The organism is Pseudomonas sp. FYR_7 (genome assembly GCF_043106155.1).
Classification (GTDB): domain Bacteria; phylum Pseudomonadota; class Gammaproteobacteria; order Pseudomonadales; family Pseudomonadaceae; genus Aquipseudomonas; species Aquipseudomonas parafulva_B.
Genome location: NZ_JBICMI010000078.1, coordinates 60,799 through 86,021, shown reverse-complemented (window position 1 = coordinate 86,021; position 25,223 = coordinate 60,799). Strand labels below are relative to the sequence as shown.

The window sequence follows — 25,223 nt, the reverse complement described above, 5'->3', positions numbered from 1 at the left end:
TCTCTCTGTTTTTCTGCAACCTTTGACTCGGAGTTCGCCAACATGGCTGCTGCTTGGGTGCGCCTGTGCGCGTTGGTATTGATTGGTGTTTCCAGCGGTGCCGCGCTGGCGAGTGACAAGACGCCCACGGCAATCGTCGTGGGCGGCGGCATGGCGGGCCTTACCGCAGCCTATGAGCTGCAGAACAAGGGCTGGCAGGTGACCCTGCTCGAAGCCAAGGCAGGCATGGGCGGCCGCTCGGGCCTGGCCACCAGCGAATGGATCGGCAATACCAAGGCGCAGCCGGTACTCAACCAGTACGTTGATCGCTTCAAGCTCGACACGCTGCCGGCGCCCGAATTCGTGCGCACCCCTGGGTACCTGATCGATGGCGAGTACTTCAGTGCCGCAGACCTGGCCCTCAAGCAGCCGGCCACGGCCGAAGCTCTCAAGCGCTACGAGAAAACCCTGGACGACCTGGCCCGTTCGATCGACGATCCGCTCAACCCCCAGGCGACCAGCACCCTGTTCGCCCTGGACCAGATCAACGTGTCCTCCTGGCTGGACAAGTTGCAGTTACCCGCCACGGCCCGTCAGTTGGTCAACCAGCAGATCCGCAGCCGCTACGACGAACCGTCGCGCCTGTCGCTGCTGTATTTCGCCCAGCAGAACCGCGTCTACCGTGACGTGAGCGACCGTGACCTGCGTGCAGCGCGGCTGCCCGGCGGCAGCCCGGTGCTGGCGCAGGCGTTCGTCAAGCAACTGAAGACCATCAAGACCGGCTCGCCGGTGAGTGCAATCGTTCAGGACAAGGACGGCGTTACCGTGAAAGTCGGCAGCGTGGGCTACCGCGCCGATTACGTGGTGATGGCCGTGCCCCTGCGTGCACTGGCCAAGATCCAGATGACGCCTGGCCTGGATAACCAGCATGTGGCGGCGCTCAAGGGCACCAACTACGGTTGGCGCGACCAGGTGATGCTCAAGTTCAAGAAACCGGTCTGGGAAAGTCGGGCGCGTATGTCGGGTGAGATCTTCAGCAATACGGGCCTTGGCATGTTGTGGATCGAACCGGCCCTCAAGGGCGGTGCCAACGTGGTGATCAACCTTTCCGGCGACAACGCCCGCCTGCTGCAGGCCTTTGGTGACAAGCAGATGGTCGACCAGGTGCTCATTCGCCTGCATACCTTCTACCCTCAGGCCCGTGGCGCTTTCACCGGTTATGAAGTCAAGCGCTACAGCGCCGATGCCGGCACTGGAGGTGCCTACCTGGCCTATGGACCTGGCCAGATCAGCAAGTACTGGCGCCTTTGGGAGCGCCCGGTACAACGCATCGCCTTTGCCGGTGAGCACACCGATGCCTTGTACCCAGGCACCCTTGAAGGCGCACTGCGCAGCGGTCAACGGGCTGCCGGCCAAGTGCAGGACCTGCTGGCCGGCAAGTCGTTCGACCCGGTCAAGGCCGTGCCAGTGGCAGCGACCGCCGCTGCAGGCGCGGCAGCGGCCAAGAGCAAGGGCAATTTCTTCACCAACCTGTTCGGCGGCGGCGCGTCCGACAAGGACAAGGCAGTCGACCAAGCGCCGGCCAAGCCTGAGACCCAATCGGCCGATGCGACGGGCCAGAAAAAACCAGGCTTCTTCGCTCGCCTGTTCGGTGCCAAGGAAACCCCGGCGCCAGCGCCTCAACCGGCGGCCAAGGCAGCTGAAGTAGCCCCTGTGGCGCCACCCGCAGCGCAACCGGCGGCGCAAGCCCCGGCACAGGCACCGGCCAGCCCGGCGCCCGTCGTCAAGGCAGCGCCCACCAAGGCGGCAACCACCAAGGCTGCCCCGGTCAAGCAGGCGCCGGCCCACAAGCCAGCGGCCAAACCGGTGCACAAGCCAGCGCACAAGCCTGCCGACAGCAAAAAAGCTGCTACCAAGCCGGCGCCAGCTAAGAAGCCTGCAACCGATAGCCAGGCCAAGGCGAGCTGATACTGCAGGTCTGTCGGGCACTGCCCGGCAGGCCTGTCAGAAGGGCTCAGCCACTTGACTGAGCCCTGTGTCATGCGCGTTGCTCGAAGCACTCGCTGCCCGTTATCGGCGTTAACGTTTCCTTAATAGGCCGTAGCGAAACTTGCTATCGGATTTGTCGATAATCCAAAGCAAGTTTTTCCGCTTTTATTCGATACGTTTGACGCTAGTCTTTGCATAGCTTTCACGGGGAAGAACGCCAACATGCAAGTGCGCAATTCATCTTCACGCTACGGCGCTGTCAGCATCTTCATGCACTGGGGCGTGGCGCTGACCGTCTTCAGCCTTTTCGGCCTCGGGCTGTGGATGGTCGGGCTCGACTACTATGACCCATGGCGCAAGGCCGGCCCGGACCTGCATAAAAGCATCGGTCTGGTGCTGCTGGCGGTGATGCTGTTGCGCGTGCTGTGGCGCTTTGTGAGCCCCCCACCGCCGGCACTGGCCAGTTATGGCCCGCTCACCCGCTTGGGTGCCAAGCTGGGGCATCTGGCGCTGTACCTGGGATTGTTCGCCGTAATGATCGCCGGTTACCTGATATCCACCGCCGACGGCGTAGGTATTCCGGTGTTTGGCCTGTTCGAGGTGCCCGCCCTGGTCAGCAATCTGCCAGACCAGGCGGACCTGGCTGGTGTCATTCACCTGTGGCTGGCGTGGGGTGTGGTGGTTTTTGCGGGGTTGCACGCCCTGGCCGCACTCAAGCACCATTTCATCGACCGTGACGCGACCCTCATGCGCATGCTGGGCCGCAAAGCTTGACGCTCAACCTCAATCGCAAAGGAAGGAAGTAACGATGTTGAAAAAGACTTTTGCCGCTCTGGCGCTCGGTACTGCTCTGTTCTCCGCTGGCCAGGCCATGGCAGCCGAGTACAAGATCGACAAGGAAGGCCAGCACGCTTTCGTGGACTGGAAGATCAGCCACCTGGGCTACAGCTTCATTCACGGTACGTTCAAGGACTTTGACGGTAACTTCACTTGGGACAGTGCCAAGCCTGAAGCCAGCAAGATCAGCGTCGACCTAAAAACCGCCAGCCTGTGGTCGAACCACGCCGAGCGTGACAAGCACATTGCCAGCGCCGACTTCCTGGACGTGAAGAAGTACCCGGATGCCAAGTTCGTATCCACCAGCGTCAAGTCCACGGGTGACAAGACCGCTGACGTGACCGGTGACCTGACCCTGCACGGCGTGACCAAGCCGGTGACGTTCAAGGCTACCTTCAATGGTGAGGGCAAGGACCCGTGGGGCGGTGAGCGCGCTGGCTTCAACGCCACCACCACCTTGAACCTGAACGACTTCGGCATCAAAGGCCCAGGTCCAACCTCGCAAACGCTGGATCTGGACATCAGCGTCGAGGGCGTGAAGCAGAAGTAATAAACGCCAGCCGAATGAAAAACGGGGCCGCTAGCGGCCCCGTTTTCGTTTACGACCCCTTGCGGGTCAGCAGTGCCGGGCGTTCGCCCCGCGGACGGCTTGGCAGATCGTCCAGTTGCTCGGGAGTCGGATAACGGTCCAGCTTGGATTCCTTGCGGATGATCACAGGCTGATGCTGGGGCTGGCGCGTGTTACCCACGGCCGGTTCCAGGCGGGCGGCGGCGTCACGCGGTGGACGACCACCACGTGCGCCGCCGTCACGGCGGGCAGCGCCGCCATTATTGCCGCGAGGCGGGCGTTTTTCGCCACCGCCAGTACGGGGTTGACCGTTGTTGCGGCCTTGACCACCGGCATTGGTACGCGGCGTACCCCCTTGCGGTTGACCGCCATTACCGGCTGGGCGACGGTTGCGGCCCTGTGCCTTGCCATTCTGGTAGGGGCTTACGTAGTCGGCACGGTTACCGAAGTTGTCTACATCGTCATCCAGAAACTCTTCCGGGTCGCGGTTGGGCTGCATGACCGGAGGGGTAGCGTTACTGGCCTGTTGCTGACGAGGCTTTTTGTCACGTGGCTTGCGCGGCTGTTGCTGCCTGTCGCCGGCCTTTTCCTTGTCAGCGGGTTTGTCCGCAGCCTGCTGGCGGGTCTTGCCCTTGTCCTTGCCCTTGTCCTTGCGGCCACCGTTGGCGTCTTTGCCACCCTCGCCACGGGCCTGCTGACCACGACCGCCGCGGCCATTGGTTTGCTGGCGTTCGCGTACTTCGGGCTTCTCGGCCTCGACCTGGCTGGCATCGAAGCCCATCAGGTCGCCGTCCGCGATTTTCTGACGGGTCACGCGCTCGATGCTCTTGAGCAGTTTTTCCTCGTCAGGTGCCACCAGGGAGATGGCCTCGCCCGAGCGACCGGCGCGGCCAGTACGGCCAATGCGGTGCACGTAGTCTTCTTCGACGTTGGGCAGCTCGAAGTTGACGACGTGGGGCAGTTGGTCGATGTCCAGCCCGCGAGCGGCGATGTCGGTGGCGACCAGAACGCGAATGTTGTTGGCCTTGAAATCAGCCAGGGCCTTGGTGCGCGCGTTCTGGCTCTTGTTGCCGTGGATGGCGGCGGCAGTCAGGCCGTGCTTTTCCAGATACTCGGCCAGGCGGTTGGCGCCGTGCTTGGTGCGGGTGAAGACCAGCACTTGCTCCCACGCACCCAGGGTGATCAGGTGCGCCAACAGAGCACGCTTGTGGCTGGCCGGCAGGCGGTAGACACGCTGCTCGATGCGCTCGACGGTGGTGTTGGGCGGGGTGACCTCGATGCGCTCCGGGTTGTGCAGGAGCTTGTCGGCAAGGTCGGTGATGTCTTTGGAGAACGTGGCCGAGAACAGCAGGTTCTGGCGTTTGGCCGGCAGGCGGGCCAGCACTTTCTTGACGTCGTGGATGAAGCCCATGTCGAGCATGCGGTCAGCTTCATCCAGGACCAGAATTTCTACATGGGCCAGGTCAACCTTGCCTTGACCGGCCAGATCGAGCAGGCGGCCAGGGCAGGCAACCAGGACGTCGACGCCCTTGGCAATGGCCTGCACCTGCGGGTTCATGCCGACGCCGCCGAAGACGCACGCACTGACCAGCGGCAGGTCGCGGGCGTACAGCTTGAAGCTGTCGTGCACCTGGGCCGCGAGTTCGCGGGTCGGCGTCAGTACCAGGACGCGTGGCTGGCGTGGGCCATGGCGCTGGGATTTGTCAGGGTGACCGGCCGGGAACAGACGTTCGAGAATCGGCAGGGCGAAGCCGCCGGTCTTACCGGTACCGGTTTGTGCGGCGACCATCAGGTCGCGGCCTTGCAACACGGCGGGAATTGCCCGCTGTTGCACGGGGGTCGGCTGGGTATAGCCCGCGGCTTCAATGGCGCGGACAAGAGCCTCGGAGAGACCGAGGGAAGCAAAGGACATGGGCAATCCTGTTCTCGTGTGGGCTGGGCCCGTAGGGATGTTCTGCCTGGCGCGACTGGCATCGGCAAGATGCGATCGCGTCCGGTCCAGCTGGGCGTTCACTGCACATCCGGGAAACGGAGGGCTGACGCCTGAGTGCGTCGATGCCGATCGGGATGCCTGTTGCGAGGCCGAGCGTCCGGGCGTGAGCCGGGCGGGAAGGCCCGAGTATAACAGAGCTAGCGCGCTGTGCTGCTTTCCTGCTGCTCAACGGCGTTCGCAACGGTCTCAGGGTCGTGTGTGTAATGGTCCATGATGGCCGCATAGGCCGGTTCCTGCTTGAAGCGTCGCAGTTCCTCGGCAAAGGCCTGGGCCAGTGCCTCGCGCCCGGGCTTGCGGGCCAGGCCCAGGTATTGGGGCTGACGACTGACGACAAGCGGCAAGGCCTCGATCTGTTGCTCCAGGCCCATGAGCCGGATGACATGCAGGCCGACCCTGCGGTCGGTGATCGCAAGGTCTATACGCCCCAGCGCCAGCTTGCCGAAGTTCGCTTCATGGGTCGGCGCCGCTTCGCGCTTGAAGAACTCAGCCTCATTGAAAGCCGCACTGTAGTTGTAGCCTGGCGAGGTGCCGACGGTCAGGCCGGCCAGGTCATCCAGGCTCGACACCTCATGCCGGCGTGCCTTGGTCTGGAACAGGATCAACTCGGCCGTGGACATGGGTTCTGGGACATACAGCAAATAAGGATGGCGGGACTCGACCTGGAAGACATCCATGATGCCGTCGGCCTGCCCTTGCTCGATCATCGCCAGGCAACGTTTGAAGGGCATGAATTGCCATTGGACCTCGTACCCCAGGCGACGCAGCACCTCGGTCGTGACCTCGTAGTCGATGCCTCGCGGCTGACCGTTTTGCTCGTAGACATAGGGTGCCCAGTCATCGCTTACCAGGCGCAAGCGCTCGCCCAGCGCGAACGGGCTGAGGCAAAAGAGCAGCAGGATCCAGATCAGACGGGCGGAGATTGGCATGCCCGGAGATTACGCGCTCGGCCAGGTCAAGACCAGTGCCGGATTGGGTGGAGCAGCGCGCCGCAGGTGGGGCCTGCGACACGTGCCAATGAACCAGGCGCCGGTCGGAAACCAGCACGTGGTCCATCAGGCTTCAACGAGAGGGTTGGAGGTTGTTCCAGATCGCCATGCTCGGTTCTGCCTGGTTCAAGGTGTAGAAGTGCAGGCTCGGTGCGCCGCCTTGCAGCAGCTCCTCGCACATGCGGGTGATGACTTCTTCCCCGAAGGCCTGGATGCTGGCCGTATCGTCCGCATAGGCTTCGAGCTGTTTGCGAATCCAGCGTGGAATTTCGGCGCCACAGGCGTCGGAAAAACGCGCCAGCTTGCTGTAGTTGGTGATCGGCATGATGCCGGGCACCACTGGAATGTCCACGCCCAGCTTCTGGGCCCGCTCGACGAAGTAGAAGTAGCTGTCGGCGTTGAAGAAGTACTGGGTGATGGCGCTGTCGGCACCGGCCTTGACCTTGTGCGCGAAATTGGCCAGGTCGGCTTCGAAGTTGCGTGCCTGCGGGTGCATCTCGGGGTAGGCGGCGACTTCGAGGTGGAAGTGGTCACCCGTTTCCTGACGGATGAACTCGACCAGGTCGCTGGCATAACGCATCTCGCCACTGGCCATGCCCATGCCCGAAGGCAGGTCACCGCGCAGTGCGACGATGCGCTTGATGCCGACTTGCTTGTACTCGGCCAGCAGCGCGCGCAACTCGGCCTTGGTATCGCCCACGCACGAGAGGTGGGGCGCAGCCGGCACCTGCACCTGGCTCTCCAGTTGCAACACGGTGTTGAGCGTGCGGTCGCGGGTGGAACCACCAGCGCCATAGGTGCAGGAGAAGAAATCAGGGTTGCAGGCGGCCAACTGGCGCGCCACGCCCATCAGCTTTTCATGACCTGCGTCGGTTTTGGTCGGGAAGAACTCGAAACTGTAGCGGCGTTCCTGTGACATCACTCGTTCCTCTAACAGCAAGCCCAAAGCTGCAAGCTGCAAGTAGAAGCCAGGTCGGTGATGGCCGACCTGGCCTGGCATCGTTCACGTTTCTTTCAGGCGTGTACTCCAAGCGGCAATGCCACGGTCTGGCACTGCCTGGCGCTTGAAGTGTGCCAATCAGTAACGGTAAGCGTCAGGCTTGAACGGGCCTTCAACGGTTACGCCGATGTAGTCGGCCTGCTGCTTGGTCAACTGGGTAACCACGCCGCCAAAACCGCGGACCATTTCCAGGGCTACTTCTTCGTCGAGCTTCTTGGGCAGCACTTCGACCGTCAGGCGCTCGGCTTTCTTCTCGGCCGACAGGTCGGCGTACTTCTGCTCGAACAGGAAGATCTGTGCCAGGACCTGGTTGGCGAAGGAGCCGTCCATGATGCGGCTTGGGTGGCCAGTGGCATTGCCCAGGTTGACCAGGCGGCCTTCGGCCAGCAGGATCAGGTAGTCGTCGTTCTGAGGATCGAAGCTGCCAGCGCCAGTGCGGTGAATCTTGTGCACCTGCGGCTTGACCTCTTCCCATGCCCAGTTCTTGCGCATGAAAGCGGTGTCGATTTCGTTGTCGAAGTGGCCGATGTTGCAGACCACGGCACGCTTTTTCAGGGCCTTGAGCATGTTGGCGTCGCAGACGTTGACGTTACCGGTGGTGGTGACGATCAGGTCGATCTTGCCCAGCAGCGCCTTGTCGACACTGGCCTCGGTGCCATCGTTCAGGCCATCGAGGAAGGGCGAAACCACTTCGAAACCGTCCATGCAGGCCTGCATCGCGCAGATGGGGTCGACTTCGGTGACCTTGACGATCATGCCTTCCTGACGCAGCGACTGAGCCGAGCCCTTGCCCACGTCACCGTAGCCGATCACCAGGGCCTGCTTGCCCGACAGCAGGTGGTCGGTACCGCGCTTGATGGCATCGTTCAGGCTGTGACGGCAGCCGTACTTGTTGTCGTTCTTGCTCTTGGTGACCGAGTCGTTGACGTTGATGGCCGGAACCTTCAGCTCGCCCTTGGCCAGCATGTCCAGCAGGCGGTGCACGCCGGTGGTGGTTTCTTCGGTCACGCCGTGGACGCGCTCGAGCACCTGTGGGTACTTCTTGTGCAGCAGCTCGGTCAGGTCGCCACCGTCATCCAGGACCATGTTGGCATCCCAGGGCTGGCCGTCCTTGAGGATGGTCTGTTCCAGGCACCATTCGTATTCCTGCTCGGTTTCACCCTTCCAGGCGAAGACCGGGATACCGGCGGCTGCAATGGAGGCGGCGGCCTGGTCCTGGGTGGAGAAGATGTTGCACGACGACCAGCGCACTTCGGCACCCAGGGCGACCAGGGTTTCGATCAGCACGGCAGTCTGGATGGTCATGTGGATGCAGCCCAGGATCTTGGCACCCTTGAGCGGTTGCTCGGCCTGGTACTTGCGGCGCAGGCCCATCAGCGCAGGCATTTCCGATTCGGCGATGATGGTTTCGCGACGGCCCCAGGCGGCCAGGGAGATGTCGGCAACTTTGAAATCGGTAAAACCAGCAGGCATGTTTGCAGCGCTCATCAGAGCCTCCATTCGTAGTGTGCGAATGGGCGCCGTTGTGCGTTGAGCGTCCGCGGGAGCGGACAACGCCCCATCCGAGCCTGACAGGTCGAGCCTGCTGCAGCGCCCCTCGGACAGGTGGCGGGCATGGCGCCGCTGTGGACGGCCATGTAAAACGGCCACGATTATAGCCGGGTGCGGCACCATCCCCAAGGTTTTCTGTCGATTAATCGAGACGATAGTCGATGTTGGGTGGAGTGACGCTGGCCGCTCTGCCATCATCGTTTTACGCAAGCCAGGATGCTCAGGAGTCCCGATGAACTTCCATACCCGCAAGTGGGTTAAACCCGAAGACCTCAACCCCAACGGCACGCTGTTCGGTGGCAGCCTGCTGCGCTGGATCGACGAGGAAGCGGCCATCTATGCCATCGTGCAGCTGGGCAACCAGCGCGTGGTGACCAAGTACATGTCGGAAATCAACTTCGTCAGTGCCTCGCGCAAAGGCGACATCATCGAGCTGGGCATCACGGCCACCGAGTTCGGCCGCACCTCGATCACGCTGCGCTGCGAAGTGCGCAACAAGATCACGCGCAAGAGCATCCTGACCGTCGAACGCATGGTCTTCGTGAACCTGGGCGAGGACGGTCTGCCTGCACCCCACGGGCGTACCGAGATCAAGTACGTGCAGGACCAGTTCCCCGATTCTGCCGTGGAGTGACGGTCTGGGGCTGCTGGGTGCAGCCCCGCTTCTTTCAGGGTTGTGCGCTGACCCTGCGCACCACCTTGCCGATGCTCAGGCCCTGGACCAGGATCGAGGACAGCACCACGATGTAGGTGATCGACAGCAGCAGGTCACGCTCTTCACCCAATGGCAACGACAGCGCCAGGGCTACCGATACCCCACCCCGCAGGCCACCCCAGGTCAGCACCCGCACCGTGCCCTTGGGCACCGCACGCCAACGCCGCAGCAACACGATGGCCGGCGCCACGGTCAGCAGGCGCGACAGCAGCACGGCCAGCGCCAGTACACTGCCGGCGGCCATGTGCAGCCAGTTGAACGGTAGCAACAGCAGTTCGAGGCCGATCAACGCGAACAGCAGCGCGTTGAGCATGTCGTCGATCAACTCCCAGAAACCGTCCATGTAGCGACGGGTCATGTCGTTCATCGCCAGGTTGCGGCCTAGGTTGCCGATGATCAGGCCCGCCACCACCATCGCGATGGGGGCCGAGACGTGCAGCTCGTAGCACATCGCCGAGCCACCGATCACCAGTGCCAGGGTCAGCATGACCTCGACCTGATACTGCTCCACGCTCTTGATCATGCGGTAGGTGGCGTAGCCGATCACACCGCCGAACAGCACACCGCCGATGGCTTCGCGAGCGAACAGCAGCGCGGTGTCGGCGATGCTCGGGGTTTCACCGAGCTGGATGATGCCCAGCAGCACGGTGAAGACCACAACGGCAGTACCGTCGTTGAACAGCGACTCGCCGACGATGGTGGTCTTCAGGGGTTTTGGAGCGTTGGCCGTACGCAGGGCGCCCAACACTGCAATCGGGTCGGTCGGGGAGATAAGCGCGCCGAACAGCAGGCAGTAGATCAGCGGCACCTGCCAGCCGAACATCGCGAACACCCAGTGCGACAGGTAGCCGATGACCACGGTGGCGATCAGCACGCCCACGGTGGCCAGCAGGCCGATGGGCCAGCGGTAGCTGCGCAGGTCGGACAAGTTCACGTGCAAGGCACCGGCGAACAGCAGGAACGCCAGCATCCAGTGCATCAGCAGGTCATTGAAGTCGATCTGGTTCATCAGGGCTTCGACGCGGGCTTCCAGGCCCGGAAAGCCGATCAGGCTCAATGCCTGCAGCATGAGCGAAAACAGCAAGGCCGTGACCATCACGCCGATCGCAGGGGGCAGGCCGATGAATCGATAGTTCACATACGTGAGCAGGGTGGTGAGGCAGATAAACGCGGCAACTAATTCAAGCATCCCGATTCCTGTAACAGTGGCTTCCAAGTCGTCACCCGAATGACTCGGGCAGCTCTTTGATGACCTGACGAGGGGTTCGGGGCACAGGGTTTGACCGAATTTGCCGTAAACGTTCCCGTTCGAGCCCTGCTAAAGGCGGTGGGCGGGCTGCAACACAGGGACGCAAGGCCGCCTTGTGATTGACGCGTTCACCTGGCCAGGGCTTATAGTCTGCGTCCGGTAACCCATTGAGGACCCACCGCGTGTTGGCCACGTCTCTGGTGCTGATCGCTGCCTTGCTTCATGCCACTTGGAACACCTTGATCAAATTCAGCGGCGAGCGCCTGCTGGTCATTGCGAGCATGGACACGGTGGCCCTGGCACTGGTGTTGCCTGCGGTGGCCTTCGTGGACATCCCACCTGCCGGTATCTGGCCCTGGTTGCTGGCTTCGGTGTTTGCCGAGCAGCTGTATCGCTGGCTGCTGATCAAGGCTTACCGTGTGGGTGATTTGGGCCTGGTCTATCCGCTGATGCGTGGGCTGTCGCCCCTGGTCGTGCTGGCGCTAACCCTGGTGTTCGCCGGAGAACCTCTCAGCCAGCAACAAATCATCGGCATTCTGCTGATTCCCTGTGGCATGGCCTGCCTGTTGTGGCAGGGCGGTGGCGGGGACCGGCTGCCCTGGTCGATGTTGCCGGTAGTGGCCCTGATCGGGCTGTGCATCGGGTGCTATACCTGGTTCGACGGTCAGGCCGTGCGCGAATGGGGCAAGCCCTGGGACTACCTGGTGTGGCTGACGTTGCTCAGCGCCTGGCAATTCCCCGCGCTGGCCGCGGTGGCGCGCCGGGCCCCGTTCGTGCTGTTCTGGAAAACCCAGTGGCGGCTGGGCCTGGCCGTTGGGCTGTGCGTGCTGTTCAGTTATGCCCTGGTGCTCTGGGCGATGCACCTGGGGTCGGTGGCCGAGGCAGCGGCGCTGCGCGAGCTGAGCGTGATCCTGGTGGTGTTGCTGGGGATGCGCTACCTCAAAGAACCTTTCGGCGGGCCAAGACTCCTAGCTTGCGGGCTGGTACTGGCAGGTATGCTGGTAATGAAGCTCTGACCGACTGACGAACGAGGAACCCTGTCCATGACCGTTGCCCTGTGGTGCATCCTGATCGCAATGATCCTGCCGCCGCTTTGTGCGCTGATCGCCAAGCTGGCGAGCGGCCGGTTCGGCTTGAAGCACAACCATGACCCGCGCGCCTTCCTCGATACCCTGTCCGGGCTGCCGCGCCGCGCGCACTCAGCCCAGCAGAACGGGTACGAAGCCTTTCCGGCATTCGCCGCCGCCGTGCTGGTGGCAGACATCGTCGGCAATGCCGAACAGGTGACCCAGGATGTGCTGGGGGTGATGTACATCACCAGCCGACTGCTTTACATCATCTGCTACCTCGCCGACTGGGCGGTACTGCGCTCGTTGGTCTGGTTCGCCGGCCTTGCGATCATCGTGGCGTTCTTCGTGGTCTCGGCCTGACCCCATCGCCCGATGCCAAGGCCCTGGTCACGGGACCTTGGGCACCTCAGGCAGCGGTTGGCCCTTGGGCCACAGCATCCAGATCTGGCCCTGCTGCTTCATGTTCCCGGCCAGGTCTCCGGCTGCCTGGCCGGTCCCCCAGAACAGGTCGGCGCGCACCTCGCCTGCAATGGCGCCTCCGGTGTCCTGGGCTGCGACCGGGCGCACGACGGGGCTGCCGTCCGGGCGTGTGGTCGATAGCCACAGCAGACTGCCAAGCGGGATGACTTTGCGGTCAATGGCCACACTGTAGCCCGCCGTCAGCGGAACGTTGAGCGAACCACGTGGCCCCTCGTTGCTGTCGGGGCGTGGGCTGAAGAACACGTAGCTGGGGTTGCTGGCCAGCAATTCAGGCACCCGTGAAGGGTTGGCCTGGGCCCACGCATGAATGGCGCCCATGCTCACGTCTTCTTTTTTCAGCTGCCCTTGCTCGACCAACCAGCGGCCAATGGGACGATACGGATGACCGTTCTGGTCGGCGTAACCCAGGCGCAGCTGGCGCCCGCCCTCCAGTTGAACACGGCCAGAGCCCTGGATTTGCAGGAACTGCAAGTCCATCGGGTCGGTCAGCCAGGCCAGTACCGGTGCCTTGGCGCCGTTGCGGTTGATCACCTCTGCGGTGTCGTAGGGCTTGAGCACGCGCCCTTCGAGGCGACCGCGCAGGCGCTTGCCCTTGAGTTCCGGGTACACGCTGGCCAGGTCCACCGTGATCATGTCTTCGGGAGGGCCGTAGACCGCCACATGATAGGTGGCAGATGGGGTCAAGCTGCCGGGGTAGACAGGCTCGTAATAGCCGGTGATCAAGCCGTCGGCACTGTTGTCGGCCGAACGCAGGCCGTAGACCTCAAGGTTCTGCTCGAGAAAGGTGCGCACCTGTGCAGCGCTTGCCGGCTGGCTCCCGGCGGCTTCACAGGTGGCGGCCCAGACCGGGTCGCGCGTGAGTTTTTCGCAGCCGCTGCGCCAGGCATAGAAGCCGGCGAGCATGTCTTCGTCGCTGACCGTGGGCAGGTCTTTCCAGGCAACAGGCGCGTAGGTCGCGATGGCGTGGGGCTCGGGCTTTGTCGTCTGGTCGTTGTCGCAGCCGGACAGCAACGCCATTAGCGGGAATGTCCAGGCCAGGTGGCGCAAGGCATGTTTCATCGTTGTATTCCTGTCATGGACGAACACGCGGTTCACCCCTGTTTTTTATGTGGCTATTGGTCTTTCGCCTTTTGCCAGCGATACTGGCCGGCCCTTTCTTCCAGGCATGGGTAGGCGCGATGTTTAAGCGGTTGGGCGTTGTGGTGCTTGCAGCATTGACCTTGGGCAGTGGCCTGACGGGGTGCGGGGGCGTTGACCCCGACTCGCCGCTGGGTAAGCGCAAGGCCATCTTCAAGGACATGCTCACGACAAGCGAGGACCTGGGCGGCATGTTGCGTGGTCGACTGCCGTTCGACGCCGGCCGCTTCGCCCAAGGGGCGCAGACACTGGATACGCTGTCTCACCAACCCTGGCAGCACTTTACGCAGGTGCGTGAAGGCGACAGCAGCGCAGCCCGCCCTGAGGTGTGGCAACGGCAGGCGCGCTTTCAGGACCTGGCCCGGCAATTGGAGGCAGCCACTGGCGAGCTCGTACAAGCGACGCGCCAGCCATCGCTGGACGCTGCGCAATTGAAGGCGCCCATGGACAAAGTCGAAGGCGCATGCCGAGCGTGCCATAGCGAATTTCGTAACCATTGAATGGCGAGGCGGGCGGCGGCTGGCCCGTGCGCCGCCTCAGGCGCTGGCCTCAGCGGTCAAGGTCGTCTACCGCGTCCTGCAGTTCCTTGCGGGACTCGGCGAGCTTGTCCTTGCGCTTGTTGATCTTTTCGGCATCGCCCTTCTTCTCGGCCTTTTTCAGGTCTTTCTCTCGCTGGGCCACCTCATGGCGCGCATCGAGCACCTTCTGCTCACGCTCCTTGCGTAGGCTGGCGTCAGTGCAGTTGGCTACGCCACGCAAGGCTTCTTCCAGCCCGGCCGCCTGAGCGGCATTGCCATGCTCACGGGCGATTTTGAGCTGGTTCTCGATCGCGCTGCGCTTGGCGTCGCAACCTGTCAGGCCGGCATCGGGCGCGGCTGCTTGTGCAGTGCCTGCGCCCAGGCCCAAGGCCGCGAGCAGAAAAAGGGGGGAAAAGCGTTTCATGAAAAGCCTCCTGGACGGGGCAGGGCAACGAGAAAAATTCTGGATGGAAATCCTGCCTTGGTTTTGGCTATTTAGAAACCCTTGATAAAGCTGGGCCGCTAAATCTCCGGCTTTTCCTACAGTTTTTTTGGTAAATAATCATTGCTCAGGCCTGAGCGGCTGCTCCGAGAACCCGTCTACAGCCTGCCCGGCCAGATGGGCTGCAATGGCTTGCACCTCGGCGCTGGCGAAGAATCGCGCAAGTTCGTCCGCCCTTTTCGAGCCGATGCCAGGCTGGGCTTGCCACTGCACGTGCGTCTGGGCAACCACTGTCGGCCAGTCACCGGGCAGCAGCACACCTTTGCCAATGGGTGCTCCAATACCGCGAACCCATTGGGAAAATGGGCGCGAGCGGGCCTGCTCGAAGGCGGCTAGCAATTGGGCTGCCCTCAGAGCGCTGATGCCTGGCACCTGTTGCAGGCGCCCCTCATCGAGCTCCAGCCAGTCGGTCATCGTCGACACCAGGCCTGCCTCGACCAGTCGCCGCCAGGTCCCTGGGCCCATCCCAGGCAGGACCAGGCCCTGTTTGCCGGCCAGCCAGCTGAGGCGGGCGATGAACTGCTCATTGCAGCCTTCTCCAGCACGCCAGCAGCTATGGGCATGGTATTGGTCGACTGCAGGTGCGTTGACTGGCTGGCGTTCGACCGAGTAATGCACGATCTGCTCGAAACGGGGGATGGTCAGCCCCGCCAGGCTAATGGCTATCTGGTCGCCTGGCCGAACGTCCAATGCCTGCCAGCGTGACAGCGAACCCAGGCTGATACGGGTCACGCGTCGGTCATCGAGGGTGACCGGCTCGAGGTGAACGATGGGGGTAACCTTGCCAGTACGGCCGACCTGGAAGCGCACATCGCGTACCTGCGCCAACTTTCGTGCGTAGGGGTATTTCCAGGCTGCGATCCAGTACGGCGCCTTGGCCTGCCAGCGTTGGGCGGGCGGGCGTTTGCCCTGGCGCAGGATCACCCCGTCGCTGGCGAAGTGTAGCGGCGTGCTGAACCAGTGGTCCCGCCACCGCGCAGCTTCTTCGGGAGTATTGATCGCAACGCTGTAATGCTGACTGTCCGCAAAACCTAACTGGACCAGCTGCGACAGGCGCTCGGTTTGCTGCTCAGGCCCGTTGGGCCAATCCCACACGAACAGACCGATGCGCGCGCCTTGTTCCTCGTCGATTTGGTGGCGAGCAAGCAGGCCGGCGACCGTGCCACGGGCATTTATACCCCCTGCGCTTGCCTGTATGTGGCCCTCAAGGCGCAAGTAGAGCTCGCCTTGAAGCGACAGATCGAGCGGGTGGGGCAGTCGCCGGACAATCCGTCCGAGTTGTGGGATGTGGCGGCTCCAATCGTGTCCCTGGACCCCGTCGCCTCGGCTGATCAACTGGGTCAGCCGGCCTTGGCGGTAGATCAGTGAAACGGCCACGCCATCGACCTTTGGCTGTATCCATAGGTCAGTCTTGCCAACCATCCAGCCGGCAACACGCTGGAAGTCGGCCAGCTTCTGCACGCCGGTGTGCGGCACGGGATGGACGACTGGGCCACCTGCGCTGGCCAGCGGCGAGGCCTGGGTCGCAAGGCCAACGCAGCGTTGCAGCATGGCCAGGTGATCGCGGCTCTGGTCATACAGCTCATCGGCCACCAGTGCCACGCCGTCACGGTGATAACGCTCGTCCCAGTGCGCGAGCGTGGCGCTCAGTTGGGCGATCTCAGCGTGTGAGCGCGACGGTGTCCAATCCGGGCACGGGTTGGCCCAGGTCGGCGGCAGGTGGAACACCACCATGATCAGCAGCAATACGATTGGCATGGCCCGCTTCCTTGCGTGGCTGAAAGTGTGCCGAGCCTATGGGTTTTTCACGGTGTTCGCCTCGGGCGGTTTGTCAGGCGATATGTCATAAAAAAGCCCCTGCCGATTGCTCGGCAGGGGCTTTCGCTCAGCGCTGTAGGAAATTACAGGCCAGCAGCGTCACGCAGCGCTTCAGCGCGATCGGTGCGTTCCCAGGTGAAGGTGGTGAAGGTATCGTCACCCACTGTCTTTTGTTGCGGGGTGCGGCCGAAGTGGCCGTAGGCAGCGGTTTCCTGGTACATCGGGTGCAGCAGGTCGAGCATGGTGGTGATGGCATATGGACGCAGGTCGAAGCACTCGCGCACCAGCTGGATGATCTTCTCGTCCGACACTTTGCCGGTGCCAAAGGTGTTGATCGAGATGGACGTCGGCTGGGCCACGCCGATGGCGTACGAGACCTGGATCTCGCAGCGCTCGGCCAGGCCGGCGGCGACGATGTTCTTGGCCACGTAGCGGCCGGCATAGGCGGCGGAACGGTCGACCTTGGACGGGTCCTTGCCCGAGAACGCGCCGCCACCGTGGCGGGCCATGCCGCCGTAGGAGTCGACGATGATCTTGCGACCGGTCAGACCGCAGTCACCGACCGGGCCGCCGATGATGAAGTTGCCGGTCGGGTTGATGTGGTACTGGGTACCCTTGTGCAGCAGCTCGGCAGGCAGCGTGTGCTTGACGATCAGTTCCATGACCGCTTCCTGCAGGTCTTTCTGCGATACCTCAGGGTTATGCTGGGTGGACAGGACCACCGCATCGATGCCCACGACCTTGCCACCTTCGTAGCGGCAGGTGACCTGCGACTTGGCATCCGGGCGCAGCCAGGGCAGCAGGCCAGACTTGCGTGCTTCGGCCTGGCGTTCGACCAGGCGGTGCGAGAAGCAGATCGGCGCTGGCATCAGCACTTCGGTCTCGTTGCTGGCGTAGCCGAACATCAGGCCCTGGTCACCGGCGCCCTGGTCTTCTGGCTTGGAACGGTCGACGCCCTGGGCGATGTCCACCGACTGCTTGCCGATGATGTTCATCACGGCGCAGGTGGCACCGTCGAAGCCTACGTCCGAGCTGTTGTAGCCGATGTCGATGATGACCTTGCGTACCAGGTCCTCAAGGTCGACCCAGGCCGAGGTGCTCACCTCGCCGGCAATGATCGCCACGCCGGTCTTGACCAGCGTTTCACAGGCGACGCGGGCGTACTTGTCCTGGGCGATGATCGCATCCAGCACGGCGTCCGAAATCTGGTCGGCGATTTTATCCGGATGCCCTTCGGACACGGACTCGGAGGTGAAAAGGGAGTATTCGCTCATCTCGAAGGTTCCTGAAATTTACCGATGGTGTATGTCGCCAGCCGTCCGCTGGAAATGGCGGACCTGGATCTGGAAACCGTTACGCAGGCCTACGTACAGGCTATCCCCGTGGGACAGGCCTGCCGCGTTGGCCCAGCGGGCCAAGTCGTCCTGTTCGAAGCCGAGCCACAGGTCGCCGCAGGCTTCCCGCGCCCACCCCTGGTCATGGCTGCACAACTCGGTGATCAGCAGGCTGCCGCCTGCTTTCACCCGTTTGGCCAGCTGGCACAACGCCAGGGCCGGGTCGCTGAAATGGTGCAGGACCATGTTCAGCACAACGCAGTCAGCGACCACATCCGTTGCACCCAGTGCATCGGCCAACTGCAGGTTCACATTGTCCAGCCCTTCGCGCTGGCAGACCTGGCGGGCGAGTTCGAGCATGGTCGGGCTGTTGTCCAGCGCCGTGACCTGGGCAAAGCGCCGAGCCAGGTCCGGCAGGAACCCGCCATCGCCGGGGCCGACTTCAAGCGCGCTGGCGCTTGGGTCGAAATGCAGTTTGTCGAGCAGCGCCAGCAGGCTCTCGCGGTATTGCGGCAAGCCTGCGATCAGGTCCTGCTGGGCGCGAAAGCGTTCTTCCACACGCAGGAAGAAGTCCTGGCTGGTTGCTGCGCGGCGCTGCTGCACCTGGGCGATGCGGCCCTGCACCTCAGCGGGCAAGGCCAGGTCATCGACCTCGTCGAGCAACGCGGCATGCAAGCGCCCGCCCAAGCGCAGGCTATCGGGCAGGGCACGGCGATAGAAAATGGCGTTGCCTTCCCGACGGGTGGCGACCAGGTCGGCCTGGGCCAGCACCTTGAGGTGGTGGCTCATGCCCGACTGACCGATGTCGAAGATCTGCGCCAGCTCCAGCACGCCGAAGGAATCGTTGGCCAGGGCGCGCAGTACATTCAGGCGCAACTCGTCGCCACTGGCCTTGCACAGGGCGGCCAGTGCCTCGCGTTGTTCCGGGATCGCTTGCGCACGAAGGTTCATGGTGCGGGAGTCTAGACAGGCATCGTTGCCCTAGCAAGGCCTATATCAAAAAGTTTTGATATTGCAGGCCTGCTACCCGATCACCCTCACCCTGGCCTTGCCATTGCGCCGATCATCGGACCAATGCACGCCGCCTGCTGCTTAAATGTTTGCCCCAAGCGCCCCAGTGGGCGAAAATGGCCGCCTTTTTCGTAATACCACCTATTCAAGCCCCCAGGAGATCAGCGATGCCCAGCCGTCGTGAACGTGCCAACGCCATTCGTGCCCTTAGCATGGATGCCGTGCAAAAGGCCAACAGCGGCCACCCCGGTGCCCCCATGGGCATGGCGGATATCGCCGAAGTTCTTTGGCGCGACTACCTCAAGCACAACCCGAGCAACCCGGCATTTCCCGATCGCGACCGCTTCGTGCTGTCCAACGGCCACGGCTCGATGCTCATCTACTCGCTGCTGCACCTGACTGGCTACGACCTGTCGATCGACGACCTCAAGGGCTTCCGTCAACTGCACAGCCGTACCCCTGGCCACCCGGAGCACGGTTACACCCCCGGGGTGGAAACCACCACCGGCCCGCTCGGCCAAGGCATCGCCAACGCCGTGGGCTTCGCCCTGGCCGAAAAGGTCATGGCGGCCCAGTTCAACCGTGACGGCCACACCATCGTCGACCACAACACCTACGTGTTCCTGGGCGATGGCTGCATGATGGAAGGCATCTCCCACGAAGTGGCCTCACTGGCCGGCACCCTGGGGCTGAACAAGCTGATCGCCTTCTACGACGACAACGGCATTTCCATCGACGGCGAAGTGCATGGCTGGTTCACCGACAATACCCCGGCGCGCTTCGAAGCCTACAACTGGCAGGTGATCCGCAACGTCAACGGCCACGACGCCGAAGAGATCAAGACGGCCATCGAGACCGCCCGCAAGAGCGACCGTCCGACCCTGATCTGCTGCAAGACCACCATCGGCTTCGGTTCGCCGAACAAGCAGGGCAAGGAAGAGTCCCACGGCGCGCCGCTGGGCAACGACGAAATTGCCCTGACCCGTCAGGCATTGGGCTGGAACCACGGCCCGTTCGAAATCCCTGCCGACATCTATGCCGAGTGGGACGCCAAGCAAGCCGGTGCCAAGGCCGAAGCCGAGTGGAACCAGCGTTTCGAGGCCTACGCCCAGGCTCATCCGGAGCTGGCCGCAGAGTTCAAGCGCCGCATGGCCGGTGACCTGCCTGCCGATTTCAGCGAAAAGGCCCAGGCCTACATCGAGGAAGTGGCGGCCAAGGGCGAAACCATCGCCAGCCGCAAGGCCAGCCAGAATGCCCTGAACGCCTATGGCCCGATGTTGCCTGAATTCCTTGGCGGCTCGGCGGACCTGGCCGGTTCCAACCTGACCCTGTGGAAGGGTTGCAAGGGTGTGGAAGCCGGCGACGCCAGTGGTAACTACGTGTTCTACGGCGTACGTGAGTTCGGCATGACCGCCATCATGAACGGCGTGGCACTGCACGGCGGTCTGGTGCCTTACGGCGCGACTTTCCTGATGTTCATGGAATATGCCCGCAATGCCGTGCGCATGTCGGCGTTGATGAAACAGCGCGTTATCCACGTCTACACCCACGACTCCATTGGCTTGGGCGAAGACGGCCCGACCCACCAGCCGATCGAGCAGTTGACCAGCCTGCGCACCACGCCGAACCTGGACACCTGGCGCCCGGCAGATGCCGTGGAGTCGGCCGTGGCCTGGAAGAACGCCCTGGAGCGCAAGGATGGCCCATCGGCGCTGATCTTCTCGCGCCAGAACCTGCAGCACCAGGCTCGCGATGCGCAGCAGCTCGCTGCCATCAGCCGTGGCGGCTACGTGCTCAAGGATTGCGCGGGCGAGCCGGAGCTGATCCTGATCGCCACCGGCTCGGAAGTGGGCCTGGCCGTTCAGGCCTACGACAAGCTGACCGAGCAGGGCCGCAACGTGCGCGTGGTGTCCATGCCGTCGACCAGCGTGTTCGATGCCCAGGATGCTGCCTACAAGCAGTCGGTGTTGCCGTTGGAAGTCAGCGCCCGTATCGCCATCGAAGCGGCCCATGCGGACTTCTGGTACAAGTACGTCGGCCTCGAAGGCCGCGTCATCGGCATGACCACCTACGGTGAGTCGGCGCCGGCTTCGGCACTGTTCGAAGAATTCGGCTTCACCCTGGAGAACATCCTGGGTACTGCCGAAGAGCTGCTGGAAGACTGATGTATCAGGGAGGGCAGGATGCCCTCCTGGTCGTGCGAGGGGAGGGCGTCGCCCTCCATCGCGCCATGAGGCCGCTTCCACAGGTACTACCCTGCCAGCAACGGCGTGGTACCTGTGGAAGCGGCCTTGTGCCGCGATAGGCCGCCATGCGGCCTCGAAGCCATCACGCTTAGCGAGTCAACGAATGTCCCACTTGCGTCCCTATAAAGTTGCACTCAACGGTTATGGCCGTATCGGCCGCTGTGTTCTGCGCGCGCTGTTCGAGCGGGGCAGCAGGGCCGATTTCGAGATCGTCGCACTCAACGACCTGGCCGACCAGGCCAGCCTGGAATACCTCACCCGCTTCGACTCCACCCACGGGCGCTTTCCCGGCGAGGTCAAGGTCGATGGCGATTGCCTGCATATCAATGGCGATTGCGTAAAGGTGATGCGCAGCGCCACGCCCGAAGGCATCGACTGGGCAGCCCTGGACGTGGACCTGGTCCTGGAGTGTTCCGGGGCCTACAACACCCGTGCCGATGGCCAGCGCTTTCTTGAGGCGGGTGCGCCACGGGTGCTGTTTTCCCAGCCCATGGCCAGCGAGGCCGACGTCGATGCCACGGTGGTCTACGGTATCAACCAGGATTGCCTGACCGGCACTGAGCGCCTGGTCTCCAATGCTTCGTGCACCACCAACTGCGGTGTACCGCTGCTGAGGGTGCTGGATCAGGCATTTGGCATCGACTACGTACAGATCACCACCATTCACTCGGCCATGAACGATCAGCCGGTGATCGACGCCTATCACCATGAAGACCTGCGCCGTACCCGTTCGGCGTTCCAGTCGGTGATTCCGGTGTCCACCGGGCTTGCGCGCGGCATCGAGCGCCTGCTCCCGGAACTTGCCGGGCGAATCCAGGCCAAAGCGGTACGCGTGCCGACGGTCAACGTCTCGTGCCTGGACATCACCTTGCAGACCGCTCGCGACACCACCGCAGCCGAGGTCAACAGGGTGCTGCGCGAGGCCGCGCTGACCGGGCCGCTCAAAGGCCTGCTGGCCTATACTGAGCTGCCCCACGCCAGTTGTGATTTCAACCACGACCCGCATTCGGCCATCGTCGATGCCAGCCAGACCCGTGTATCAGGCCCGCGCCTGGTCAACCTGCTGGCCTGGTTCGACAACGAATGGGGGTTTGCAAACCGTATGCTCGACGTCGCCGGACATTTTCTGCACGTCGTCCACCCAAACCGCAACAAACAGCCCTGAAGGACCGCATTCATGACCGTGTTGAAGATGACCGACCTCGACCTGCAAGGTAAGCGCGTACTGATTCGCGAAGACCTGAACGTGCCTGTCAAGGACGGTGTGGTGACCAGCGATGCGCGCATCCAGGCGGCGCTGCCGACCATCAAGCTGGCCTTGGAAAAGGGCGCGGCGGTGATGGTCTGCTCGCACCTGGGCCGCCCCACCGAAGGTGAATTCTCTGCCGAAAACAGCCTCAAGCCGGTTGCCCAGTACCTGAGCCAGGCGCTGGGCCGCGACGTACCACTGGTGGGTGACTACCTCGATGGCGTCGAGATCAAGGCCGGCGAGCTGGTGCTGTTCGAGAACGTGCGCTTCAACAAGGGCGAGAAGAAGAACGCCGATGAGCTGGCCCAGCAGTACGCGGCATTGTGCGACGTGTTCGTGATGGACGCCTTCGGCACGGCGCACCGCGCCGAGGGTTCTACCCATGGCGTTGCCAAGTTCGCCAAGGTCGCGGCGGCTGGCCCGTTGCTGGCAGCTGAGCTGGATGCCCTGGGCAAGGCGCTGAAGGCCCCGGCCAAGCCAATGGCCGCCATCGTTGCCGGTTCCAAGGTTTCCACCAAGCTGGACGTGCTCAACAGCCTGAGCTCGGTATGCGATCAGCTGATCGTCGGTGGCGGCATCGCCAACACCTTCCTGGCGGCTGCCGGGCACCCGGTCGGTAAGTCGCTGTACGAGCCTGATCTGGTCGAAACGGCCAAGGCCATTGCCGCCAAGGTCAGCGTGCCGCTGCCTGTCGATGTGGTGGTTGCCAAGGCCTTTGCCGAAGACGCCGAAGCCACCGTCAAGGCCATTGCCGATGTCGCTGCCGACGACATGATCCTGGACATCGGCCCGCAGACCGCCGCCCAGTTCGCCGACTTGCTCAAGTCCTCCAAGACCATCCTGTGGAATGGCCCGGTCGGCGTATTCGAGTTCGATCAGTTCGGCAATGGCACCCAGGTGCTGGCCAAGGCGATCGCCGACAGCGCCGCGTTCTCCATTGCCGGTGGCGGTGATACCCTGGCGGCCATCGACAAATATGGCGTCAGCCAGGATATCTCCTACATTTCTACCGGTGGCGGCGCCTTCCTCGAATTCGTCGAAGGCAAAGTCCTGCCAGCGGTGGCCATGCTCGAAGAGCGGGCCAAAGCCTGATGAACACGGCGCCTGGCAAAAGGAGTGGCCTGGTGGCCAAGCAGTTGCCTGTGTTGCTGCTGGCCGGGCTGCTGAGCGCCTGCGCCGGCAGCCCGGATGCCCAGGACGACCCGGCGCAACCGCCCAAGGGCGGGTGCTATCAGTCCGAATGGCAAGCCGAAACCGTGCCGGTGATCAGCAAGCGCGTAGGCCCGGAAGGCCTGGAAAAGTACGACGAAGAGCACCAGCGCAAGGCGCCAGGCTGCCCTTGATCGGGCCGCCGGCAACCTGCAGGCCGGTTTGTGGTCTTGGAGAAGGGCCGTGTACTGCCCATCGAGGTAATTGAATGAAAGCGCTCTTGGCCGTAATGGCCCTGGCGACACTGGCAGGATGTTCACTGCTGCAACCGGCGCAGACCGCGCCGGCGGACAACTGGACCCGCTGGGTCTGCGACACCCAGGCCGAAGTGCTGTGGCGGTTTGCCGACCCGCAGCGGGACCAGGTCGACGTGCGTCTTGGTGGCGGCGACCAGGTGTACCGGCTCAAGGCCGAGCCCGGCGCGTCCGGCGCGCTGTACAGCGACGGCATGCTGGCGTTCCACACCCAGGGTGAGGAAGGCCTGGTGTACTGGGTGGCGACCAACGATCTGATAGGGCGGGGCTGCAAGGCACCGTGACTGGCCGGGCCGCTAGGCTCTGTGTGAAAAGCCTAGGTGGCCCACACTACTTGAACAGCAACCGCCCCTGCGGCAGGCTTGCACGAAACAACGACGCTTGTCGGGAGAGAGATACACAATGGCACTCATTAGCATGCGCCAGATGCTGGACCACGCCGCCGAGTTCGGTTACGGCGTACCGGCTTTCAACGTCAACAACCTCGAGCAGATGCGCGCCATCATGGAAGCGGCTGACAAGACCGACTCCCCTGTGATCGTCCAGGCCTCGGCTGGTGCGCGCAAGTACGCGGGTGCGCCGTTCCTGCGCCACCTGATCCTGGCGGCCATCGAAGAATTCCCGCATATCCCGGTGTGCATGCACCAGGATCACGGCACCAGCCCGGATGTCTGCCAGCGTTCCATCCAGCTGGGCTTCAGCTCGGTCATGATGGACGGCTCGCTCGGCGAAGACGGCAAGACCCCGACCGACTACGAATACAACGTGCGCGTCACCCAGCAGACCGTTGCCATGGCCCATGCCTGTGGTGTGTCGGTAGAAGGCGAACTGGGTTGCCTGGGCTCGCTGGAAACCGGCATGGCCGGTGAAGAAGACGGTATCGGTGCCGAAGGCGTGCTCGACCACAGCCAGATGCTGACCGACCCTGAAGAAGCGGCCGACTTCGTCAAGAAGACCCAGGTCGATGCCCTGGCCATCGCCATCGGCACCAGCCATGGTGCGTACAAGTTCACCAAGCCGCCTACCGGTGACGTGCTGGCCATCGACCGCATCAAGGAAATCCACAAGCGCATCCCCGACACCCACCTGGTGATGCACGGCTCTTCCTCGGTACCGCAGGAGTGGCTGGCGATCATCAACCAGTACGGCGGCGACATCAAGGAAACCTACGGTGTGCCGGTCGAGGAAATCGTCGAAGGCATCAAGTACGGCGTGCGCAAGGTCAACATCGACACCGACCTGCGTCTGGCGTCCACCGGTGCCATCCGTCGTCACATGGCCATGAACCCAAGCGAGTTCGACCCGCGCAAGTTCTTCGCTGAAACCGTAAAAGCCATGCGCGACGTGTGCATCGCCCGTTACGAAGCATTCGGCACTGCCGGCCATGCCTCGAAGATCAAGCCGATCTCCCTGGAAGGCATGTTCCAGCGCTACGCCAAAGGCGAGTTGGCTGCAAAGGTCAACTAAGCCACCCGGCCTCGAAAAAACCCGCAGCGATGCGGGTTTTTCGTTTCTGGCAGTGGCTGCG

General features: G+C 63.1%; 23 protein-coding genes and 1 riboswitch. Of the genes, 13 read left to right on the top strand and 10 right to left on the bottom strand.

Translation table 11 applies throughout. The features are described from left to right. Window positions 1–42 precede the first annotated feature (42 nt). The 3 genes from ACF8R3_RS20065 (at window position 43) to ACF8R3_RS20055 (ending at window position 3,355) form a co-directional block, all read left to right on the top strand. On the top strand, window positions 43–1,947 hold the full coding sequence (locus ACF8R3_RS20065) for an FAD-dependent oxidoreductase (protein ID WP_145253728.1): 1,905 nt from the start codon (window positions 43–45) through the stop codon (window positions 1,945–1,947). Window positions 1,948–2,190: 243 nt separating this feature from the next. Then, window positions 2,191–2,742, top strand: a complete 552-nt coding sequence (locus ACF8R3_RS20060; protein WP_058638878.1) for a cytochrome b — start codon at window positions 2,191–2,193, stop codon at window positions 2,740–2,742. Window positions 2,743–2,776: 34 nt separating this feature from the next. Next, window positions 2,777–3,355, top strand: coding sequence for a YceI family protein (locus ACF8R3_RS20055; protein WP_058604050.1), 579 nt, complete (start codon window positions 2,777–2,779; stop codon window positions 3,353–3,355). Window positions 3,356–3,404: 49 nt separating this feature from the next. Here ACF8R3_RS20055 and ACF8R3_RS20050 read toward each other — a convergent pair whose 3' ends face one another. The 4 genes from ACF8R3_RS20050 to ahcY all read right to left on the bottom strand — a co-directional run bounded on the left by ACF8R3_RS20050 (window position 3,405) and on the right by ahcY (window position 8,840). After that, on the bottom strand, window positions 3,405–5,285 hold the full coding sequence (locus ACF8R3_RS20050; RefSeq protein WP_058638879.1) for a DEAD/DEAH box helicase: 1,881 nt from the start codon (window positions 5,283–5,285) through the stop codon (window positions 3,405–3,407). 218 nt (window positions 5,286–5,503) lie between these two features. Then, window positions 5,504–6,292, bottom strand: coding sequence for an ABC transporter substrate-binding protein (locus ACF8R3_RS20045; RefSeq protein WP_145253722.1), 789 nt, complete (start codon window positions 6,290–6,292; stop codon window positions 5,504–5,506). 133 nt (window positions 6,293–6,425) lie between these two features. Further along, complete coding sequence (metF, locus tag ACF8R3_RS20040) at window positions 6,426–7,271, bottom strand: methylenetetrahydrofolate reductase [NAD(P)H] (protein ID WP_058638928.1); 846 nt, start codon at window positions 7,269–7,271, stop codon at window positions 6,426–6,428. A gap of 159 nt (window positions 7,272–7,430) precedes the next feature. Then, complete coding sequence (gene ahcY / locus ACF8R3_RS20035; protein WP_027914022.1) at window positions 7,431–8,840, bottom strand: adenosylhomocysteinase; 1,410 nt, start codon at window positions 8,838–8,840, stop codon at window positions 7,431–7,433. Window positions 8,841–8,860: 20 nt separating this feature from the next. Then, window positions 8,861–8,957, bottom strand: a riboswitch (S-adenosyl-L-homocysteine riboswitch). Between the two features lie 178 nt (window positions 8,958–9,135). On the opposite strand from ahcY, the gene ACF8R3_RS20030 reads away from it, so the two are divergent. Continuing rightward, the gene (locus tag ACF8R3_RS20030) at window positions 9,136–9,537 is read left to right on the top strand and encodes an acyl-CoA thioesterase (protein ID WP_023533000.1); all 402 of its coding nucleotides are present in this window, start codon (window positions 9,136–9,138) and stop codon (window positions 9,535–9,537) included. 34 nt (window positions 9,538–9,571) lie between these two features. Here the strand turns inward: ACF8R3_RS20030 and ACF8R3_RS20025 are convergent, their stop codons facing one another. Further along, window positions 9,572–10,807: a sodium:proton antiporter gene (locus ACF8R3_RS20025; RefSeq protein WP_058604046.1), complete on the bottom strand. Its 1,236-nt coding sequence runs from the start codon at window positions 10,805–10,807 to the stop codon at window positions 9,572–9,574. Between the two features lie 242 nt (window positions 10,808–11,049). Between ACF8R3_RS20025 and ACF8R3_RS20020 the strand changes: the two genes are divergently transcribed. Then, window positions 11,050–11,883, top strand: a complete 834-nt coding sequence (locus ACF8R3_RS20020) for an EamA family transporter (RefSeq protein ID WP_196186569.1) — start codon at window positions 11,050–11,052, stop codon at window positions 11,881–11,883. A 27-nt stretch (window positions 11,884–11,910) separates the two neighbouring features. Next, the gene (locus tag ACF8R3_RS20015; protein WP_058638882.1) at window positions 11,911–12,297 is read left to right on the top strand and encodes an MAPEG family protein; all 387 of its coding nucleotides are present in this window, start codon (window positions 11,911–11,913) and stop codon (window positions 12,295–12,297) included. A 27-nt stretch (window positions 12,298–12,324) separates the two neighbouring features. Here the strand turns inward: ACF8R3_RS20015 and ACF8R3_RS20010 are convergent, their stop codons facing one another. Continuing rightward, complete coding sequence (locus ACF8R3_RS20010; protein WP_392516052.1) at window positions 12,325–13,476, bottom strand: murein transglycosylase A; 1,152 nt, start codon at window positions 13,474–13,476, stop codon at window positions 12,325–12,327. A gap of 119 nt (window positions 13,477–13,595) precedes the next feature. Here ACF8R3_RS20010 and ACF8R3_RS20005 point away from each other — a divergent pair, with 119 nt between their 5' ends. Beyond that, the gene (locus ACF8R3_RS20005) at window positions 13,596–14,054 is read left to right on the top strand and encodes a cytochrome c (protein ID WP_196126747.1); all 459 of its coding nucleotides are present in this window, start codon (window positions 13,596–13,598) and stop codon (window positions 14,052–14,054) included. A 49-nt stretch (window positions 14,055–14,103) separates the two neighbouring features. Here the strand turns inward: ACF8R3_RS20005 and ACF8R3_RS20000 are convergent, their stop codons facing one another. The 4 genes from ACF8R3_RS20000 to ACF8R3_RS19985 all read right to left on the bottom strand — a co-directional run bounded on the left by ACF8R3_RS20000 (window position 14,104) and on the right by ACF8R3_RS19985 (window position 18,677). Beyond that, a complete protein-coding gene (locus tag ACF8R3_RS20000) occupies window positions 14,104–14,496 on the bottom strand; it encodes a DUF1090 domain-containing protein (RefSeq protein WP_100850659.1) in 393 nt (130 codons plus the stop codon). A 138-nt stretch (window positions 14,497–14,634) separates the two neighbouring features. Then, a complete protein-coding gene (ligB, locus tag ACF8R3_RS19995; protein WP_058638884.1) occupies window positions 14,635–16,332 on the bottom strand; it encodes an NAD-dependent DNA ligase LigB in 1,698 nt (565 codons plus the stop codon). Between the two features lie 143 nt (window positions 16,333–16,475). Beyond that, window positions 16,476–17,666, bottom strand: coding sequence for a methionine adenosyltransferase (metK, locus tag ACF8R3_RS19990; protein ID WP_023532964.1), 1,191 nt, complete (start codon window positions 17,664–17,666; stop codon window positions 16,476–16,478). Window positions 17,667–17,684: 18 nt separating this feature from the next. Further along, complete coding sequence (locus ACF8R3_RS19985) at window positions 17,685–18,677, bottom strand: metalloregulator ArsR/SmtB family transcription factor (protein WP_027914015.1); 993 nt, start codon at window positions 18,675–18,677, stop codon at window positions 17,685–17,687. A gap of 227 nt (window positions 18,678–18,904) precedes the next feature. Here ACF8R3_RS19985 and tkt point away from each other — a divergent pair, with 227 nt between their 5' ends. From tkt to fba, 6 genes are all read left to right on the top strand, one after another. Next, a complete protein-coding gene (gene tkt / locus ACF8R3_RS19980; protein ID WP_078477879.1) occupies window positions 18,905–20,902 on the top strand; it encodes a transketolase in 1,998 nt (665 codons plus the stop codon). Window positions 20,903–21,086: 184 nt separating this feature from the next. After that, window positions 21,087–22,148, top strand: a complete 1,062-nt coding sequence (gene epd / locus ACF8R3_RS19975) for an erythrose-4-phosphate dehydrogenase (protein WP_058604038.1) — start codon at window positions 21,087–21,089, stop codon at window positions 22,146–22,148. 12 nt (window positions 22,149–22,160) lie between these two features. Then, complete coding sequence (locus ACF8R3_RS19970; protein WP_058604037.1) at window positions 22,161–23,324, top strand: phosphoglycerate kinase; 1,164 nt, start codon at window positions 22,161–22,163, stop codon at window positions 23,322–23,324. After that, complete coding sequence (locus ACF8R3_RS19965) at window positions 23,324–23,575, top strand: hypothetical protein (protein ID WP_058604036.1); 252 nt, start codon at window positions 23,324–23,326, stop codon at window positions 23,573–23,575. Before ACF8R3_RS19970 ends, ACF8R3_RS19965 begins: the two co-directional genes overlap by 1 nt. Before the next feature lie 74 nt (window positions 23,576–23,649). Further along, window positions 23,650–23,979, top strand: a complete 330-nt coding sequence (locus ACF8R3_RS19960) for an MliC family protein (RefSeq protein WP_058638886.1) — start codon at window positions 23,650–23,652, stop codon at window positions 23,977–23,979. A gap of 118 nt (window positions 23,980–24,097) precedes the next feature. Next, window positions 24,098–25,162 (top strand): class II fructose-bisphosphate aldolase, encoded by a 1,065-nt coding sequence (gene fba / locus ACF8R3_RS19955; RefSeq protein ID WP_023533056.1) that lies wholly within the window; start codon window positions 24,098–24,100, stop codon window positions 25,160–25,162. Window positions 25,163–25,223 lie beyond the last annotated feature (61 nt).

Coding starts and splice junctions, on each gene's coding strand:
- ACF8R3_RS20065 (WP_145253728.1), top strand. CDS start 43: ATGGCTGCTGCTTGGGTGCGCCTGTGCGCGTTGGTATTGATTGGTGTT.
- ACF8R3_RS20060 (WP_058638878.1), top strand. CDS start 2,191: ATGCAAGTGCGCAATTCATCTTCACGCTACGGCGCTGTCAGCATCTTC.
- ACF8R3_RS20055 (WP_058604050.1), top strand. CDS start 2,777: ATGTTGAAAAAGACTTTTGCCGCTCTGGCGCTCGGTACTGCTCTGTTC.
- ACF8R3_RS20050 (WP_058638879.1), bottom strand. CDS start 5,285: ATGTCCTTTGCTTCCCTCGGTCTCTCCGAGGCTCTTGTCCGCGCCATT.
- ACF8R3_RS20045 (WP_145253722.1), bottom strand. CDS start 6,292: ATGCCAATCTCCGCCCGTCTGATCTGGATCCTGCTGCTCTTTTGCCTC.
- metF (WP_058638928.1), bottom strand. CDS start 7,271: ATGTCACAGGAACGCCGCTACAGTTTCGAGTTCTTCCCGACCAAAACC.
- ahcY (WP_027914022.1), bottom strand. CDS start 8,840: ATGAGCGCTGCAAACATGCCTGCTGGTTTTACCGATTTCAAAGTTGCC.
- ACF8R3_RS20030 (WP_023533000.1), top strand. CDS start 9,136: ATGAACTTCCATACCCGCAAGTGGGTTAAACCCGAAGACCTCAACCCC.
- ACF8R3_RS20025 (WP_058604046.1), bottom strand. CDS start 10,807: ATGCTTGAATTAGTTGCCGCGTTTATCTGCCTCACCACCCTGCTCACG.
- ACF8R3_RS20015 (WP_058638882.1), top strand. CDS start 11,911: ATGACCGTTGCCCTGTGGTGCATCCTGATCGCAATGATCCTGCCGCCG.
- ACF8R3_RS20010 (WP_392516052.1), bottom strand. CDS start 13,476: ATGAAACATGCCTTGCGCCACCTGGCCTGGACATTCCCGCTAATGGCG.
- ACF8R3_RS20005 (WP_196126747.1), top strand. CDS start 13,596: ATGTTTAAGCGGTTGGGCGTTGTGGTGCTTGCAGCATTGACCTTGGGC.
- ACF8R3_RS20000 (WP_100850659.1), bottom strand. CDS start 14,496: ATGAAACGCTTTTCCCCCCTTTTTCTGCTCGCGGCCTTGGGCCTGGGC.
- ligB (WP_058638884.1), bottom strand. CDS start 16,332: ATGCCAATCGTATTGCTGCTGATCATGGTGGTGTTCCACCTGCCGCCG.
- metK (WP_023532964.1), bottom strand. CDS start 17,666: ATGAGCGAATACTCCCTTTTCACCTCCGAGTCCGTGTCCGAAGGGCAT.
- ACF8R3_RS19985 (WP_027914015.1), bottom strand. CDS start 18,677: ATGAACCTTCGTGCGCAAGCGATCCCGGAACAACGCGAGGCACTGGCC.
- tkt (WP_078477879.1), top strand. CDS start 18,905: ATGCCCAGCCGTCGTGAACGTGCCAACGCCATTCGTGCCCTTAGCATG.
- epd (WP_058604038.1), top strand. CDS start 21,087: ATGTCCCACTTGCGTCCCTATAAAGTTGCACTCAACGGTTATGGCCGT.
- ACF8R3_RS19970 (WP_058604037.1), top strand. CDS start 22,161: ATGACCGTGTTGAAGATGACCGACCTCGACCTGCAAGGTAAGCGCGTA.
- ACF8R3_RS19965 (WP_058604036.1), top strand. CDS start 23,324: ATGAACACGGCGCCTGGCAAAAGGAGTGGCCTGGTGGCCAAGCAGTTG.
- ACF8R3_RS19960 (WP_058638886.1), top strand. CDS start 23,650: ATGAAAGCGCTCTTGGCCGTAATGGCCCTGGCGACACTGGCAGGATGT.
- fba (WP_023533056.1), top strand. CDS start 24,098: ATGGCACTCATTAGCATGCGCCAGATGCTGGACCACGCCGCCGAGTTC.